The organism is Pseudonocardia sp. ICBG601, assembly GCF_020496245.1.
Window position 1 is genome coordinate 30,803 of sequence record NZ_JAHLJA010000021.1, and the last position, 15,766, is coordinate 46,568.

Annotated in this window: 16 protein-coding genes and 2 pseudogenes; 5 read left to right on the forward strand and 13 right to left on the reverse strand. The window is 75.7% G+C overall.

The window, feature by feature from the left end:
• The first annotated feature begins 103 nt into the window (after positions 1-103).
• Positions 104-1,093 (forward strand): LacI family DNA-binding transcriptional regulator, encoded by a 990-nt coding sequence (locus tag KPL57_RS07450; protein ID WP_226351006.1) that lies wholly within the window; start codon positions 104-106, stop codon positions 1,091-1,093.
• 9 nt (positions 1,094-1,102) lie between these two features.
• Here the strand turns inward: KPL57_RS07450 and KPL57_RS71855 are convergent, their stop codons facing one another.
• From KPL57_RS71855 to KPL57_RS07465, 3 genes and pseudogenes are all read right to left on the reverse strand, one after another.
• Entirely contained in the window at positions 1,103-1,273 is a 171-nt protein-coding gene (locus KPL57_RS71855) for a hypothetical protein (protein WP_226351098.1), read from the reverse strand.
• Between the two features lie 43 nt (positions 1,274-1,316).
• Positions 1,317-2,099: pseudogene (locus KPL57_RS07460) on the reverse strand (LLM class flavin-dependent oxidoreductase); the annotation flags it as partial.
• A gap of 36 nt (positions 2,100-2,135) precedes the next feature.
• Positions 2,136-2,693: a MarR family winged helix-turn-helix transcriptional regulator gene (locus KPL57_RS07465; RefSeq protein ID WP_226351007.1), complete on the reverse strand. Its 558-nt coding sequence runs from the start codon at positions 2,691-2,693 to the stop codon at positions 2,136-2,138.
• A gap of 68 nt (positions 2,694-2,761) precedes the next feature.
• On the opposite strand from KPL57_RS07465, the gene KPL57_RS07470 reads away from it, so the two are divergent.
• Positions 2,762-3,205, forward strand: a complete 444-nt coding sequence (locus KPL57_RS07470) for a Rid family hydrolase (protein WP_226351008.1) — start codon at positions 2,762-2,764, stop codon at positions 3,203-3,205.
• Positions 3,206-3,212: 7 nt separating this feature from the next.
• Here the strand turns inward: KPL57_RS07470 and KPL57_RS69425 are convergent, their stop codons facing one another.
• Positions 3,213-3,473 carry a CGNR zinc finger domain-containing protein gene (locus tag KPL57_RS69425; RefSeq protein WP_308252812.1) on the reverse strand — a complete coding sequence of 87 codons (261 nt, stop codon included), beginning with the start codon at positions 3,471-3,473 and terminating at the stop codon, positions 3,213-3,215.
• On the reverse strand, positions 3,437-3,694 hold the full coding sequence (locus KPL57_RS69430) for an ABATE domain-containing protein (RefSeq protein ID WP_308252813.1): 258 nt from the start codon (positions 3,692-3,694) through the stop codon (positions 3,437-3,439). Before KPL57_RS69430 ends, KPL57_RS69425 begins: the two co-directional genes overlap by 37 nt.
• A 96-nt stretch (positions 3,695-3,790) precedes the next feature.
• On the opposite strand from KPL57_RS69430, the pseudogene KPL57_RS07480 reads away from it, so the two are divergent.
• A pseudogene (locus KPL57_RS07480) lies at positions 3,791-4,658 on the forward strand (alpha/beta fold hydrolase).
• A gap of 57 nt (positions 4,659-4,715) precedes the next feature.
• Here the strand turns inward: KPL57_RS07480 and KPL57_RS07485 are convergent.
• The 5 genes from KPL57_RS07485 to KPL57_RS07505 all read right to left on the reverse strand — a co-directional run bounded on the left by KPL57_RS07485 (position 4,716) and on the right by KPL57_RS07505 (position 11,005).
• Complete coding sequence (locus tag KPL57_RS07485) at positions 4,716-6,845, reverse strand: DEAD/DEAH box helicase (protein WP_226351009.1); 2,130 nt, start codon at positions 6,843-6,845, stop codon at positions 4,716-4,718.
• A gap of 339 nt (positions 6,846-7,184) precedes the next feature.
• Positions 7,185-8,180, reverse strand: a complete 996-nt coding sequence (locus KPL57_RS07490; protein ID WP_226351010.1) for an amidohydrolase family protein — start codon at positions 8,178-8,180, stop codon at positions 7,185-7,187.
• An 82-nt stretch (positions 8,181-8,262) separates the two neighbouring features.
• The gene (locus tag KPL57_RS07495; RefSeq protein ID WP_020624550.1) at positions 8,263-8,883 is read right to left on the reverse strand and encodes a TetR/AcrR family transcriptional regulator; all 621 of its coding nucleotides are present in this window, start codon (positions 8,881-8,883) and stop codon (positions 8,263-8,265) included.
• Between the two features lie 53 nt (positions 8,884-8,936).
• Positions 8,937-10,256, reverse strand: a complete 1,320-nt coding sequence (locus KPL57_RS07500) for a cytochrome P450 (protein ID WP_226351011.1) — start codon at positions 10,254-10,256, stop codon at positions 8,937-8,939.
• Positions 10,257-10,345: 89 nt separating this feature from the next.
• Positions 10,346-11,005, reverse strand: a complete 660-nt coding sequence (locus KPL57_RS07505; protein WP_226351012.1) for an HAD family hydrolase — start codon at positions 11,003-11,005, stop codon at positions 10,346-10,348.
• 123 nt (positions 11,006-11,128) lie between these two features.
• Between KPL57_RS07505 and KPL57_RS07510 the strand changes: the two genes are divergently transcribed.
• Positions 11,129-12,127, forward strand: a complete 999-nt coding sequence (locus KPL57_RS07510; protein ID WP_226351013.1) for a methylenetetrahydrofolate reductase — start codon at positions 11,129-11,131, stop codon at positions 12,125-12,127.
• Positions 12,128-12,135: 8 nt separating this feature from the next.
• Positions 12,136-12,903: a class I SAM-dependent methyltransferase gene (locus KPL57_RS07515; protein ID WP_226351014.1), complete on the forward strand. Its 768-nt coding sequence runs from the start codon at positions 12,136-12,138 to the stop codon at positions 12,901-12,903.
• Between the two features lie 18 nt (positions 12,904-12,921).
• Here KPL57_RS07515 and KPL57_RS07520 read toward each other — a convergent pair whose 3' ends face one another.
• Genes KPL57_RS07520 through KPL57_RS07530 form a run of 3 tightly spaced genes read right to left on the reverse strand, consistent with a single transcriptional unit; the run spans position 12,922 to position 15,766 of the window.
• On the reverse strand, positions 12,922-13,761 hold the full coding sequence (locus tag KPL57_RS07520) for a glycosyltransferase family 2 protein (protein WP_226351015.1): 840 nt from the start codon (positions 13,759-13,761) through the stop codon (positions 12,922-12,924).
• Positions 13,758-15,044, reverse strand: coding sequence for a bifunctional PIG-L family deacetylase/class I SAM-dependent methyltransferase (locus tag KPL57_RS07525; protein ID WP_226351016.1), 1,287 nt, complete (start codon positions 15,042-15,044; stop codon positions 13,758-13,760). Before KPL57_RS07525 ends, KPL57_RS07520 begins: the two co-directional genes overlap by 4 nt.
• Positions 15,044-15,766, reverse strand: a complete 723-nt coding sequence (locus KPL57_RS07530; protein ID WP_226351017.1) for an acyl-CoA dehydrogenase — start codon at positions 15,764-15,766, stop codon at positions 15,044-15,046. Before KPL57_RS07530 ends, KPL57_RS07525 begins: the two co-directional genes overlap by 1 nt.

Sequence of the window (15,766 nt, forward strand, 5' to 3'; positions counted from 1 at the left end):
TCCGTGGGTGACACGGTCACGGACGGCTACGCTGCACGGATCGGAGGGGGTGGGCGTGGGGATCGCGATGGAGCCTGGGCCGAGGCCGGGGCGGGCACCGTCCATGTTCGACGTGGCCCGCCGTGCCGGGGTCTCCCACCAGACGGTGTCCCGGGTGCTGAACGCGCACCCCAACGTCCGGGAGAGCACCCGGGTGCGGGTCCGGACCGCGATCGAGGAGCTCGGCTACCGGCCGAACCGTGCCGCCCGCACCCTGGTGACCGGCCGTGACCGGGTGCTCGGGATCGTCGCCCCCCGGTCCACCCTGTTCGGCCCGGTGTCGCTGCTCGCCGCGTTCGAGGAGCAGGCGGTCGGTGCCGGATTCGGGGTCAGTGTCGTCCGGGTCCGCGAGATCGACGGCGGGTCGGTGCGCGAGGCCGTCCAGCGTCACCTCGACGGGCAGGTCGCCGGGATCGTCGTGATCGCGCCGGTCGCGTCGGTGGCCGAGGCGCTCGACTCCGTCCCGGGCGACGTCCCGCTCGTGACCGTCGACGGCGACCCCGAGCAGCAGCTGCCGATGGCGACGGTCGACCAGGTCGAGGGCGGCCGGATCGCCACCGAGCACCTGCTGGCCGCGGGGCACGCGACCGTCTGGCACGTCGCAGGCCCCACCGACTGGTTCGACGCGGCGGGCCGCGCGGCCGGCTGGGCCGCGGCACTGCGTGCGGCCGGGGCCGAGGTGCCCCCGGTGATGGCCGCGGACTGGAGCGCCGACGCCGGGTACCGGGCGGGGGAGCTGATGGCCCGGATGCCCGAGGTGACCGCGGTGTTCGCCGCGAACGACGCGCTGGCCACCGGCCTGCTGCACGCCTTCCACGACCGCGGCCGGCGGGTCCCGGGCGACGTCAGCGTCGTCGGGTTCGACGACGTGCCTGTCTCGGCGCACCTGATCCCGCCGCTGACGAGTCTGCGCGCGGACTTCGAGGCCGTCGCCCGGGAGGCGCTGGACCTGCTGCTGAACCACGGCGACGGTCCGGACGCGCCGCAGGCGGTGCACCGGAGGATCGCCCCGGTGCTGGTGTCCCGCGACAGCGTCGGCCCGCCGCCCCGCTGACGGCCGCCGTCAGTCGGTGGTCTGCACCTTCGTCACGAGCAGCTCCCAGCTGCGCCACCAGCTCTCCCGGCGCGGCGCCGGACCGGTGACGATCAGCTCGTCGGCGTCGGCGCGGGCGGCGAACTCCTCCAGGTACGCGCTGACGGTCTCCGGTGTCCCGACCGCGGTGTAACGGGTCATCGACCGGATCTGCTCGCCCGAGGCGCTGTCGAGGACCGCGTCGGCCTCGGCGTCGGTCAGCGAGGCCCCCCCGCCGGCCGGTGAACAGCCGCACCCGGGACCGCTGCACCTCGCGCTGGATCTGCTGCGCCTCGTCCTCGGAGTCCGCGGCGATCACGTTCACCCCGGCCAGGACGTGGGGGGCGGACAGCTGCTCCGAGGGTCGGAACTCGCGGCGGTAGAGCGCCACGGCCTTCTCCAGGGCGTCCGGCGCGAAGTGCGAGGCGAAGCCGTAGGGCAGCCCCAGCGCGGCAGCGACCTGCGCGCCGTAGAGCGAGGACCCGAGGATCGTCAGCGGGACCCCGGTGCCGCGGCCCGGGTGGGCCTCGACGCCCGGGACCAGGCTGGTCGTCCCGAGGAAGGCCTGCAGCTCCTGCACGTCCTGCGGGAAGGTCTCCGACGCGCGCGGATCCCGCCGCAGGGCCGCGACGGTCGCCTGGTCGGTGCCGGGCGCGCGGCCGAGCCCCAGCTCGATGCGGCCGGGGTGGAGCTCGGCGAGGGTGCCGAACTGCTCGGCGATCTGCAGCGGCGAGTGGTTCGGCAGCATCACCCCGCCGGAGCCGAGCGTGATGCGCTCGGTGTGCGCGGCGACGTGGGCGATGAGCACGCTCGTCGCCGCCGACGCGATCGAGCCCATGTTGTGGTGCTCGGCGTACCAGATCCGCCGGAACCCCCAGTCCTCGGCGCGCTGCGCCAGCCTGGTGCTGGCCTCCAGGCCCTGGGCGACGGTCTCACCCCGGGCGACGGTGGCCAGGTCCAGGATCGACAACGGCAGCGGTAGCGGCATGACAGCACCTCACGGATCGACACGGTGACCTCTCGGTCAACGAACCGGAGGCCCGTCCTCTTCCGTCCCGCGGGTTCCGGATCGGGAATGTTGCGACCCCGCGCGCGGCGGGAAGTCCTGCACCCCGAGCGCGACGCCGATCCGGCCCAGCGCCGCCCGGTCCTGCGCGTCGAGCCGGTCGAGCACGACGTCCCGGACCGCACGCAGGTGGGTCGGTGCCGCGGCGTGCACGACGTCGAACCCGGCGTCGGTGAGGGCGGCGAGGGTGTAGCGGCCGTCGTCGGGATCGGGGGAGCGGTGCATCCAGCCGCGGCCCTCCAACCGCTTCACCACGTTGGACAACCGCGACAGCGAGCCGTTCGTCAGGAAGGCGAGCTCGCTCATCCGCAGCCTGCGTCCCGGCGCCTCGGACAGATGGCTGAGCGTCAGGTACTCGAACAGGGTGATGCCGTGCGCCTGCTGCAGCGGGGCCTCCAGCCGGCCGGGCAGCAGCATGATCAGCGAGATCACACTGGTCCACGCCGCCTTCTCCTCGCCGTCCAGCCACGTCGGCTCGTCACCACCGACCTCCGGCGTCGCCCGCTCCGTCGTCACCCGTCGCCCCCGTCCCTGGTTCCGAGCTCGTACTTTACAGGTGAAGCCATGAGTCGTAGCTTGAATTCATGAGTGAAGTCATTGACCACGCGACCCCCACGTTCCACGTCACGCCGGGCTACGGCGTCACGGCCCGCGACCTGCTCGGCTACAGCCAGGCGGTCCGGATCGGCGACCGGGTGGAGACTTCGGGCCAGGGTGGCTGGAACGACGACCTGGTCGTCGCCGAGGACCTGGAACAGGAGATCGTGCAGGCGTTCGACAACGTCGGGCGCACGCTCGCCGAAGCGGGTGCGACCTGGGCCGACGTCGTCCACATGAACTCCTACCACAAGGTCGAGCCCGGGGCCGAGGCCATCGGCGACGAGCACAACCGGGTCATGGTCCGGGAGTTCCGCAACCGGCTCGGCGGGCGCGCGCCGGTCTGGACCCAGACCGGGGTCACCGTGCTCGGGCTCGCCACCATGCGGATCGAGATCCGGGTGACCGCCCTGGTGGGGTCGGCCGGCTGAGGCCGGCTCAGCGGGTCCGCTCGTAGTGCCGGCGCGCCTTGGCGCGGTTCCCGCAGACCGCCATCGAGCACCACCGGGCGCGGTTCGCACGGCTGCGGTCGAGCAGGAACAGTCGGCACGCGTCGTTGGCGCAGGGGCGCAGCCGCCCGGGCAGCTGCTCCTCGACGGCGGCCCAGGCGAGTACGGCCTCGACGGCGAGCCGGGCGTGCGGGGGCGTGACGGTCCGCCATGTCAGCCGGCCGTCGGTGAACTCCGGTGTCCGGTGCACGCCGTCGAGGAGCGGGTCAGCGCGACACTCGGGTCGGTGTCCCCCCGTGCGACCCGGGTGAGTGCATCCCGTGCGCGGCGCAGTGCCGCCAGCTCCTCCGGGTCGCCGTCGCCGCCGTGCGCCCGTGCCCAGCTGTGTGCCGCGGCGGGGTCGCGGAGGGCGTCGCGCTCCGTGCCGTCGACCAGGGGTCTGCTGTTGAGCAGGTCCAGTAGCAGGTCCACGTCGCCTCCTAACCACATCGACTTCTTTGACAGGTTACATGCGAGCGTGCTTCCGTGACGGTGTCTAACCACATCGAGCACGTGAAGGAGTTAGTCATGCCGCTCGTCCACCATCGGACCGCGACCGTCGACGGACACGAGGTCTTCTACCGGGAGGCCGGTCCCGCGGACGCACCCACGATCGTCCTCCTGCACGGCTACCCGACCAGCTCGTCGATGTTCCGGCACCTGATCCCGCTGCTGGCCGGCGACCACCACGTGATCGCACCGGACCACCTCGGCTTCGGGCACTCCGCCGCCCCGACGGCGGCCGAGTTCGACTACACCTTCGACGCGCTCGCGGACGTCACCGACGGGCTGCTCGAGCTGCTGGGGGTCGACCGCTACGCGCTCTACGTCCAGGACTACGGCGCACCGATCGGCTGGCGGCTCGCCCTCGCCCACCCGGAGCGGATCACCGCGATCGTCACCCAGAACGGCAACGGCTACGAGGACGGGTTCGTCGAGTCGTTCTGGACCGACGTCTGGGCCTACGGGGACGCGCCCGGCCCGGAGACCGAGCCCCCCCGTCCGTGCCGCCCTCGGCCTCGACGCGATCCGGTGGCAGTACCTGCACGGGGTGCCCGACCCGGGCACGGTGGACCCGGACACCTGGCACCACGACCACGCGCTCGTCTCGCGCGAGGGCAACGACGCGGTCCAGCTCGCGCTGTTCCGCGACTACCGCACCAACCGACCGTTGTACCCGCGTCTGCACGAGTTCCTGCGGACCTCGGGGGTCCCGGTGCTCGCGGTGTGGGGGCGCAACGACGAGATCTTCGGACCGGACGGGGCACGGGCGTTCGCCCGGGACGCCGGCGACGTCGAGGTGCACCTGGTGGACGGCGGCCACTTCCTGCTCGAGAGCCACCTCGACGTCGTCGCCGGGCAGCTACGGCGCTTCCTGGAGCGGGTCCCGCGGTGAGGCGTGCGCCCGACGGTGGACGCGCGGGTCGGTCCCGGCCGCGCCGACGGCCGCCGCTCACGCGGCCGCCAGATCGGCCTCCAGCGCCTCGGTGAGCAGCGCGACCAGCGCCTCGCGCTGCACGTCGGCCGACGAGCCGGACACGTCGTCGGCGCCGTCGAGCGCCGCCGCCGCGAGGCCGGCCTTGGCGTCGATCAGGTCCGCGATCCGGGCGTCGATCGTCTGCGCGGCGAGGATCCGCCACGCGGTCACCGGTTCGGACTGGCCGATCCGGTGGCTGCGGTCGATCGCCTGGGTCTGCTCGGCGGCGGTCCAGGACAGCTCCGCGAGCACGATGTTCGATGCGACCTGCAGGTTCAGCCCGACCCCCGCCGCGGTCAGCGAGCACACCGCCACCGCGACGCCCGGGTCGTTCACGAACGCGTCGATGTTGCGCTGGCGCACCGTCGGCGTCTGGTCGCCGCGGATCGAGGAGTACCGCACGCCCTGCTTGGCGAAGGTCTGCTCGGCGGCGTCCATGACGTCGACGTGCTTGGCGAAGAACACGACCTTGCCCGCGCTGCGCGCGATCTGCACCGCGTAGTCCGCCGCCAGCCCGGCCTTGGCCCGGCCGAGGCGGCGCATCATCGTGAACACGTTGTCCCCGGAGCCCGCCTCCGCCGCGTCCTTCTGCTCCCAGCCCGCGACGTCGCGGACCAGGCCGTGGTCGATGCCCTCGACGCCCGGGCCGGACCGGCGGGCCGCCAGCGCCGCGGTGTAGCGGGCCACCATCCGCCGGGCCAGCGCCTTCTCCGCCGCCCGGATCGACCGGCCGGTCGGGCCGTCGATCTCGACGGGCAGGTCGGCGATGCGCCGGGCCGGGATGTCCGCGGCGACGTCGATCTTGCGACGACGCACGATGCCCATGTCGACGACGCACTGGCGGGCGGCGCGCTCGAACAGCCCGTCGGCCGGGGTCATCCCGGTCGCGGTCAGCGCGTCGAGCAGCTCGGCGCGCGGCTTGGTCGCGTCGATCCAGCCGAGGAACTGCCAGATGGCGAGGAAGTCCTCGACGTCGTTGATCAGAGGGGTGCCGGTCAGCGCCATGAGCAGCGGTCGCGGGATGAAGGCCCGGATCTTCTCGGCGATCTCCAGGACATGCTTGGACCGCTGCGAGGTGCGGTTCTTGATGAAGTGCGCCTCGTCGACGACCATGCCGCGGAACCCGAAGTCGCCCAGCCAGCCGATGTGCCGGTCGAGCACCTCGTAGTTGACGACGACGATGTCGGCGAAGCCGTCGACGGAGTCGCCGTTGCCCTGGATGGCGGTCGCGGACCGGCGCGGCGCCCACAGCGCGGCCTCGCGCACCCAGTTGGTCTTCACCACGTTCGGCACGACGACCAGCAGCGGGTAGGCGTTCGCCGCCTCCGCCGCGCGCAGCGCCTGCGCGGTCTTACCCAGGCCGGGCTCGTCGGCGAGCAGGAAGGTGCGGTGCCCGTTCTCGGCGGCGGCGACGAGCTTCGCCTGGTGCGGCATCAGCTCCCGGCCACCCGGGATCGGGCGGGTCGACGGCTCGGGCAGCTCCATGCAGGCCGGTGCACCGGCCCCGGCGCGCTCGAAGGAACGCAGCAGCGGGCCGAGCAGCTCCCAGCCGGTCAGCGGGGTCGGGCGCGGGCCGCTCGGCGGGGCGGCGGAGAAGTCGGGCGCCAGGAACGGGTTGGCCATCTGCCGGGCCACCACGGACTGCGGCACGACCTGCGGCTTCGCCGGGACCTGCGGGACGTCGACGGGCTCCGGTTCCGGCTCCGGCTCGTCGACCTCGATACCGGCCGAACGCAGCATCTCCCGCTTCAGCGCGCGCGCCGAGTCGGAGACGACGGCGTCGTCGGCGAGCAGGGCCAGCAGGCCGGCGTCGCGTACCGCGTCCATCGCCAGCGCCTTCGCGATCTCGTCGAGGCGCTGCAGGGTCTCGGCGCGCTTCGCGTCGTCGTGCCGGTCGCGGACCCGGGCCCGTTCGTCACGCAGCAGCAGCGCCACCGTCTGGAACTTGGTGCGGGTGGCCGGGGTGACCCGGCCGCTCCGCAGAGCCGTCCGCACCTCGCGTGCGGCCCCGGTCAGCACCGACATCACGTCGTTGCCGCGCGGGCGGCGACGTCGCTGGGGGGTGCCCTGGCGAGCCCCGGTCCGGGGCCTGCCTCCTCGCGCCACGTACTGCTCCTGTCGACGTCCTACGGCGCCGGTCCGTGGCCGCGTCCCGTCGGGGGCCGCGGCCGGACGTGCTCGACGTGACGAAGGGCCTGATGGCCCCTCCGCACCACGAACCGGCCGGTGGGGGATCGCAGTCACGGAGGTCGGCGGTCCGGCTGCGGGAAGCGCCACAGGCCGTCGACGGTGTCCGGGACCCGCTCTCCGCCCCGGCTGTGGAACGCCCGGGACGGGCGGCAGATCTGATCCGGGTCCCACCCTACCCCGCGCGGGCCCGGTCGGCGCGTGACACACCGGTGGCGGTCGACACCACTGCCGACACCCCTGCCGACAGCACTGCCGTCACCGGTCCGGGCCGACCGGTCCCTCGATCCGGAACAGCCGGCGGGCGTTGCCCTCGGTGAACAGGGCGCGGTCGGTGGCGTCGAACTCGTCGAGGAACGTCTCGACCTCCACCCGCGACGGGTGCTGGAAGGGGTGGTCGGTCGAGAACAGCAGCCGGTCGGGGGTCGTCACCGCCAGCGCGTGCCGCAGGTGCGCGGGGTCGAGCATGCCCGAGCAGGTGAGCACGATGTTCTCGCGCACGTACTCGGGCACCGAGCGTTCCAGCCCCGCGACCCGGGCGACGCCGTTCGCCCGGTCGGCCCAGTAGGGCAGCAGCTCCCCCCAGTGGCCGAGCACGACGGTCAGACCGGGGTGCCGGTCGAAGGTGCCGCGGGCGATCAGGCGCAGCACCGCGACGGCGGCCTCCACGTGCCAGCCCCACCCGAACGTCGCCAGCGCCAGGTCGGTGGTGGTGCCGAACCCGGAGTACGACGCGTCGCGCACGGCGGGCGGCGGGACCTGCGGGTGCACGAACACCGGCAGCGCACGCGCCGCGGCCACGGCGAACAGGTCGTCGAGGCGCGGGTCGTCGAGCAGGAGCTCGCCGCTTCGGCCGTAGACCATCGCCCCGACCATGCCCAGGTCGGCGGCGCGTTCCAGCTCGGCCGCGACCGCCGACGGCGCCGCGGTGGGCAGGGTCGCCATCGCCCGCAGGCGTCGCGGACGGTCGGCGACGGCCGCGGCGGCGGTGTCGTTGAGCTCGCGGCACAGCGCGACCGCGTCCGCCGGGTCCAGCGGCCCGGTCGAGGGCGGGGCGACCGAGAGCACCTGCAGGTCGACGCCCTGGGCGTCCATCGCGGCGATCCGGCCCGCGCCGAGGTCGTGCAGCTGCGCGAGGTGGTCGCCGATGCCGTTCAGCGCGGTGCTCGGGTCCCGCCGGTCCGCCGGCAGGGCGGCCAGCGCCGCGTCCAGCACGGGCGAGGTCCAGTGCTCCTCGACGGCGATGATCGACATGGGTGCTCCCGCGGCTGTCGGAGGACCGGCCGCGCGATCACGGGGCCGAGGACGATGCTGCCATCGTGGGGACGGCGGGGTCTCAGCGCCCGGTGCCGCCGGGCTGGTCGACGCGCAGCAGCCGCAGTGCGGAGTCGATCTCCACGGCGAGCCGGGCCGCGTGGTCGCGTCCGCCGGAGGCCAGGCCACGGGCCTGGGCCACCCGCAGCGCGGCGAGCGCGACCGCGGCGAGGACCTGTGCGTCCCTGTCGGGCGCCCGGTCGGCGATCGCCTCGGCCAGGGCGGCCTCCTGCTCCAGCAGCACGGCCATCTGCCGGGCCTGCAACGCCGGGTCGTGGTGGGCCAGGTGGAGTGCGGCCCGGGTGTCCGGGTCCCCGTCGTCGCCGGTGAGCACGCCCAGCGCGGCCTCGCGCACCGCGTCGAGCACCGGCTCGTCGGTGGGGCGGGCGCGGAACGCCTCGACCAGGTCCGCGGCGCGGTCACGCACGACAGCGAGGACCGCGTCCTCCTTGCTGGGGAAGTGGTTGAAGAACGTCCGCACCGACACCCCGGCCTCGTGCGCGATCATCTCGACGGTGACGCCGTCGAGGCCGTGCCGTTCCGACAGCCGGACCGCGGCGGAGCGCACCCCCTCGCGGGTGGCGAGCTTGCGCCGCGCGCGCACACCGGGCGACGGCGGCCTGGTCCGGTCGGAGGTGTCCACCCCGGCATCCTGCCCTCCGGCCGGCGGGGCCTCAGTCCCAGGTCGGCCCCAGGTCAGCCCCAGGTCACCGGCAGCGCGTGCACCCCGAAGATCAGCATCTCGTTGCGCAGCGGCACCTGCTCGGCCTCGACGGCCAGGCGGAGCCCGGGGATGCGGGTGAACAGACGCTCGAAGCCGACCTGCATCTCCACCCGGGCCAGCTGGGAGCCGATGCACTGGTGCACCCCGTGCCCGAACGCGAGGTGCGGGACGCGCCGGCGGGACAGGTCGAGCTCGTCACCGGCGTCGACGGTGCGCGGGTCGCGGTTGACCTCCGGCAGGGCGACGACGACGGTCGACCCTGCCGGGACGGTCACCCCGCCGACCTCCAGGTTCTCGGTGGCGACCCGGCTCACGCCGAGCTGGATGATGCTGAGGTGGCGCAGCAGCTCCTCGACGGCGTCGTCGATCCGGTCGGGGTGCTCGCGCAGGAAGGCCAGCTGCCCGGGGTCACGCAGCAGGGCGAACGCTCCCAGGCCGAGCATGTTCGCCGTTGTCTCGTGGCCGGCCCCGAGCAGCACGAGGGCGATGTCGACGAGCTGGTTGTCGGCCCGCGGCGGGTCGGTGTCGTGCACGAGCCCGGACAGCAGGTCGTCGGCCGGGTTCTCCTTCTTGTGCGCCACCAGCCCGGCCAGGAAGGTGTACAGCTCGCCCAGGGCGCGGGCCCGGTCGGCGTCGGACGAGGTGGAGCTGAGCCCGACCGCGGTGTTCTCCTGGAACCGGGCCCGGTCGGTGTAGTCGACGCCCAGCAGCTCGCAGATCATCTGCGACGGCAGGGGGAGCGCATAGGCGGCCACCAGGTCCGCGCCGGGGCCCGTGGCGAGCATCGCGTCGATGTGCTCGTCGGCGATCGCCCGCATCCGCTGGGTCAGCGCCCGCATCCGGCGCACCGTGAACTGGCCCTGCAGGAGGCGGCGGATCCGGGTGTGCTCGGGCGGGTCCATGAAGACGAACATGCCGTCGGTCCGCGCGACGTCGGCAGGCCGGAGCGGCTCGCCCCGATCGGCCGCGGCGGCGAGCTCGGCCACCTCGTGCGGCTGCAGTGCGGTGGCGTCCTTGTAGCGGGCGCGGTCCGAGCTGAACCGGGTGTCAGCCAGCACCGCGCGGGCCTCCTCGAAACCGAGGACGAGGAACGCGCGTGCCCCGTTGCGCAGCTCGACGGTCTGCACGGCGCCGCCACCGCGGCGGGCGGCCAGGCCGGGGGCGGGGTCGAACGGGCAGCCGGGAGGCCGTTCGAGCAGGTCCTGGGGCACGATGCTGCGCAACCCGACCGGCGAGCCGGTCGTGTCCGTCGTCCCTGGCGCGGCGGCGTCGGTCGACATGGGGCTCGACATGGGGCTCCCTGCGGTGGGTCGGTGCGTGGTGGGGCGCCGCCGACGCTACCAACTCGCTGCACGGTGTGCAGCGAAATCGAGTGCCCGCCTCAGCCGCGCAGGATCCGCGGGATCGCCTGCCGCACCGCCGCGAGGTCGGTGAGGACCTCGACGGCGCCGGCCGCGGTCAGCTCGTCGACACCGGCGCCGCCGGTGCGCACCGCGTAGGCCGGGTGCCCGGCGGCCGCCGCGGCGCGCACGTCCCACTCCGAGTCGCCCAGCACGAACGCGGTCGACCCGGCGACCCGGCGCACCGCGGTCCTGACCAGGTCCGGGTCGGGCTTGGTGCGGCGCGCGTCCTCCCGGGTGAGGCAGGCGTCGGCCAGCTCGCGCCCGCCGAACAGGTCGAGGTAGGCCTCGACGTGCTCCGGGTCGCCGGAGCTGGCCAGCACGACCTTCATCCCGAAGCCGTCGCGCAGGTCGGCGAGCAGCTCCGCGGCCTGCGGCAACGCGACGACCTCGCCGAGCAGCGGGTCGAACTCCTCCTTCCAGGCCGCGCGGGCGTCGTCGCCGTGGGCGTCCTCGAACTCCTGCCCCGCCACGGCGGGTACCAGCTGGTCGCCGCCCATCCCGACGGCGCGGTGCAGCCGCCACAGCGGCACCGTGACGTCGAACCGGCGCAGGGCGCGGGACCAGGCGAGGGCGTGGTGGTAGTTCGTGTCGACGAGCGTGCCGTCGACGTCGATCACCGCGGTGTCCGGGGTCGTCATCCGCGCGGGGTACCCGCGCGCCGCCGGTCCAGTCCGGGTCCGCCCGGTGATCTGCGCCCTGCGGTGCCGCCGGGTGGAGCGACCGGCCTGCCGGGCCGCGGTGCCGCACCTAGGGTCGGCCGGGTGCACGCCTGCCCCAAGCGGATGCAGTTCGGCCCGTGCGGTGGGGTCCGCCCCGACCACGGCTGCGAGCTCGGCACCGGCCCCTGCCCGTTCGCCTCGGCGCCGCTGGTCCCCTGGACCGGGCCCGCCGGTCGCCCGGTGCTGCCCTCGGCGTTCGACGGCGGCGGACCGCTCGTGCTGACCGACCTGACCAGCCCGCCCTACGACCCGGTGGCGCTGCGCCGGATCGTGGCGACCACCGCCGCGGGCTGCGACGCCGTGCTCGTCGGCCAGCACCACGACGCCCCCGACTTCCCGCCGACCATGCTGGCGGCACTCGTGCGGGAGGCCGGTGCCCGTCCGTGGGTGACACTGACCTGCCGGGACCGCAACCGGGTCGTGCTGGAGCAGGACGTCGCCGGGCTCGGCGCCGCCGGCGCGGACGCGGTGTTCTGCGTGACCGGCGACGCCCGCGGGCCCGGGGTGCGTCCCGAGGTCACCCAGGTGTTCGACCTCGACGGGACCCGGCTCGCGGCGCTGGCGGCCGCCGCCGGGATGGCCGCCGTCGTCCCGGAGGCACCGGACGCCGCACCGGTGGCGCTGCGCCCGGCGCGGCTCGCCCAGAAGCAGCGCGCCGGTGCCGGGGCCGCCGTGCTCAACCATGCGGCGTCCCCGCGGCGGGTCGCGGAGTTCACCGCCGCCGCCCGGGCGTACGGCGCGAGCCTGCCGGTCGTCGCCGGGGTGGCGGTGTTCACCGACGAGCAGGGCGCGCGCACCCTGGCGGCGTTCCCCGGGCTCGGCCTCGACGCCGACGCGGTCGAGGCGGTGCTGGGCGCGCCGGACCCGGTGGAGGCCGGGATCGCCGCCGCGACCGCCGAGGCGCTGGAGCTGCTCGCCGTCGACGGGGTGGACGGGGTCAACCTGTCCGGGCGCGGCACCTCCGCGGGCGACGACGCCGCGGCGGAGATCAAGGCCGAGATCGGCCGGCGGATCCGGCGTGAGCTGGCGACGACGGGGTAGGCGCGCCCATGGCCGACCTCGTCCCGGAGCGGATGGCACAGGAGTTCGACACCGTCGCCGAGTGGACCCGCGCCGCGGTCGCGGAGCTGGGTCCCGACCACGCCCTGCCCGCGGCGTGCCGGGGCAGCGCGAGCCCGGCCGGGCTGGACTGGCTGGTCACGGCGTGCGGGCTGGGGCCGGGCACCCGGCTCGCCGACATCGTGGGCGGTACCGGAGGCCCCGCGGCGTGGGCCCGGCGACGCGCCGGGGCCGACCCCGTCGTGGTCGACCCGATGCCGGAGGCCTGCCGGACCGCGGCCGCCCTGTTCGGGCTGCCGACGCTGGTCGGGGCCGGAGACGCCGTCCCGCTCGCCGACGGTGCGTTCCCGGCCTGCTGGTGCCTCGGCGTGCTCTGCACGGTCGAGGACAAGGCCGCCGTGCTGGCCGAGCTGCACCGGGTGCTCCGCCCGGGCGGGTCGCTCGGGCTGCTGGTGTTCCTGGCCGACACCGAACGCCCGGCCGGGTCCCCGGAGGGCAACCGGTTCCCGTCGGCGCCGGAGCTGCGCGCCCTGCTGCACGACGCCGGGTTCGCGCTCACCGCCGAGGCGGCGCTCACCGCCTTTCCCCCGTCCCCGCAGGACTGGCGGGACAGCACGGCCCGGGTGGACGCGGTCCTGGACCGCGACCACGGGCACGATCCGCGCCACGCCGCGGCCCGCGAGCAGTCCGAGCGGATCGGGCGGCTGATCGCCGACGGCACCGTCACCGGCCTGCTGCTGCACGCCGTCGCGCGCTGACCGCGGCGCCCGCCGGGCTCACGCGACAGGCATGCCCGCCCCGCCCGCGCCGACACCCGGCCGGGGCTGCGGGAGGGCCGGACCGGCGTCGCGCAGCAGGTCGGCCAGCCCGCCGCGGGCCCGGCCCCGGGTGCGGGCGCTGGTCCGGACCGTCCCGGGCGCACCCGGGACGACGCGATAGCCACCGGCCCGCAGCCGGGCGACGAGCCCGTGGTCCTCGCCGCAGGCCAGCGGCGGGAACCCGCCCACCGCGGCCCACGCGTCGGCGCGCACGCCCAGGTTGGCCCCGTACACCGGGTGCTCGGGCGGCGCCGGCTCCCCGGGCGGGCGCGGCAGCCCGGGCAGGTCGAGCACCACCCCACCGGCGCCGGCGTCGGCGCCGGCCGCGGCCAGTGTCAGGTGCGCGGCCACCCAGCCGGGGGTCACGGTGCCGTCGGCGTCGGTGCCGAGCAGCCAGGTCGTGGCGGGGGTGGCGCCGTCGGCGGCGAGCAGCGTGGCCAGGGTGCGGGCGGCGAGCTCGCGGACCGCGCCGATCGTGACCGGTCCGGCGACCCCGTGCGGCCGCTGCACGGGCCGGCCGCCGGGCAGCGGGGCCACCCCGGCGGTGGGTTCGAGCACCGTCACCCGCACCCGGGCCGCGGCCGGGTGCGTCGCGGCTGCGGCCCTGGCGAGCGCGGCGGTGGCGTCGGAGCAGCGGTCGGCGACCACGCACAGCGCCCGCGCGGTGAGCCCTGGCGTGTGGTCGAGGGCGGTCAGCACGGAGCGGACGCACGCGGCGACGGTGGCCGCCTCGTCGTGGGCGGGGACGAGCACCCCGACGGCGGACGGTGCGCCACGGGTCCGCACGGGCCGGCTCACCGGCGCCGGACCACGTGCAGCAGGAACTGCTCGTCGGTGTGCTCGACCAAGGTGTCGAAGCGGTCGTCGGCCAGCACGCGTGCGTGCACGGCCGCGGCGTCGGCGGGTGCCTCGGCGGGCCACTGTCGCCAGTGCACCAGCACCAGGTCGCCGCCCGGCACCAGCGCACCCGCGATGCGGTCGAGCACGGCGTCGACCCGCGTGGCGGGCAGGTAGTAGAGGAACTCCGCGAGCACCACGAGGTCGACGCCGCCGGGGACGGCCCGGTCGTCGTCGACGTCGGCCCGGAGGATCTCGACGCCCGGGGTCTCGCGGACGGCCTCGGTGGTGGCGGCGACGGCCTCGTCGACGACGTCGGAGGCCACCAGCCGGTCGCAGCGGGCCGCCAGCGCGCGGGTCAGCTCGCCGAGCCCGCACGCCGGTTCGGCGGCGAGGGCGTAGTGCTCCCGGGGCAGGCAGGCCAGCAGGACGTCGCGCTTGCGCCGCTCGTAGAAAGAGCCGCGCACGTCCCAGGGGTCGGCGCCGTCGCGGTAGAGCCCGGCGAACAGCTCCGGCGGCGCCCCCGAGGGGGACGGCTCCCGGAAGTGGACCTCGTGGTCGCCGTCGAAGTGCGCGAGCGTCGCCGCGGACAGCACCGCCCGGGTCCCGCCGGGCGGCACCGCGGACTGCGACGCGTGCGCGGCGATCGCGCGCCGCCGGGCGTCGCGGTCCTCGGGCGACAGGGTCAGCCGGTGGGCGCGCTCCCATGGCACGCCGGGGTCGGTCGGTGGGATCCGGGTGCGCGCCCAGATCGGGAACCCGAAGCCGTGGGCGGTCACCGGGGCGGCCCGGGGGCAGGCCCGGCCGACCGCGGCGTGGTCGGGGTGGGGGTCGCCGCGCCACGGGCTCGCCCAGGCGTCGGCGCCGGCGAGCAGCCCGGTCAGCGGCCCGACGAGCTGGTCCTCGTGCAGCGCCGAGTCGGGCAGCCCGAGCCGGTGGACCGTCGCGGGGACGCCCAGCTCGGCCAGCGCCGTGTCGAGCTCGGCGAGGCGGGTGCGGGCCAGCTCGGCCCGGTCGATCGACCCGACCTCGGGCAGGGCGGCCTCCCCGTCGCTGGCCAGGACGATCTCGACGGTGCCGCCCGCGGCGACGACGCTGCGCATGAGCCCGGCCGCGCCGAGGGTCTCGTCGTCGGGGTGGGCGCAGACCACGACCAGGCGTCCGAACGCCGACGGGTCCAGCTCGCGCCGGGCGAGGGTCACGGCCGCGTCCTCCCAGACGTGCGCGGCCTGTACGGGCTCCATCAGGTCGCCGGGGCGACCAGGGCGCGCCCGAGGGCGGCGAGGTCGCGTCCGCCGTGGTGCTGGCGGAGGTAGATCTGCAGGTCCGCGAGACGTTCGGTGAGCAGCGGCGACCCGGCCAGCACGGCCACCCCGGCGATCTCCGGGGCGGCGTCGAGGACGGTGCGGCACGCCCGCTCCACCGCGGCCCGCACGGTGGCGACCGCGTCGTGGTGGGGGCTCGTGGGGTCGGCGTCGATCCGGGCGGCGGTGACGGCGAGCAGGGCGTCGGCGGCCGCGACGGCCGCGTGCACCGCCCCCAGCGCGGCGAGCCGGTGCGGGTCCGGGTCGGTGGTGCGCAGGGGTTCCGCGACGTGGTCGACGACCGCGGCGGCGGCACCCAGCCACACCGCGGCCACCCCGGCTCCGCCGTGGGCGAAGCCGGGGCGCGCGGTGTAGGCGTCCGGGCCGCCGACGACGGCCTCGGCCGGTACGGGCACGTCGTGCAGCACGACGTCGTGGGTGTCGCTGGCGGCCATCCCGGACGCCCGCCAGGCGGTCACCCGTTCCACCTGCGGGGCGCGCAGGTCCAGGTCCATGAGTCGGGTGCCGTCCTGCGCCCCGGCGACGACCAGGGCCCGGTCGAGCAGGTGGGTGCCCGAGCAGAACCGCACGGTGCCCGTGAGGCGCAGCCCGTCGCGGCCGCCGTCGAGCCGGGCCCCGCCGCCGGACCAGGGCCCCGGCAA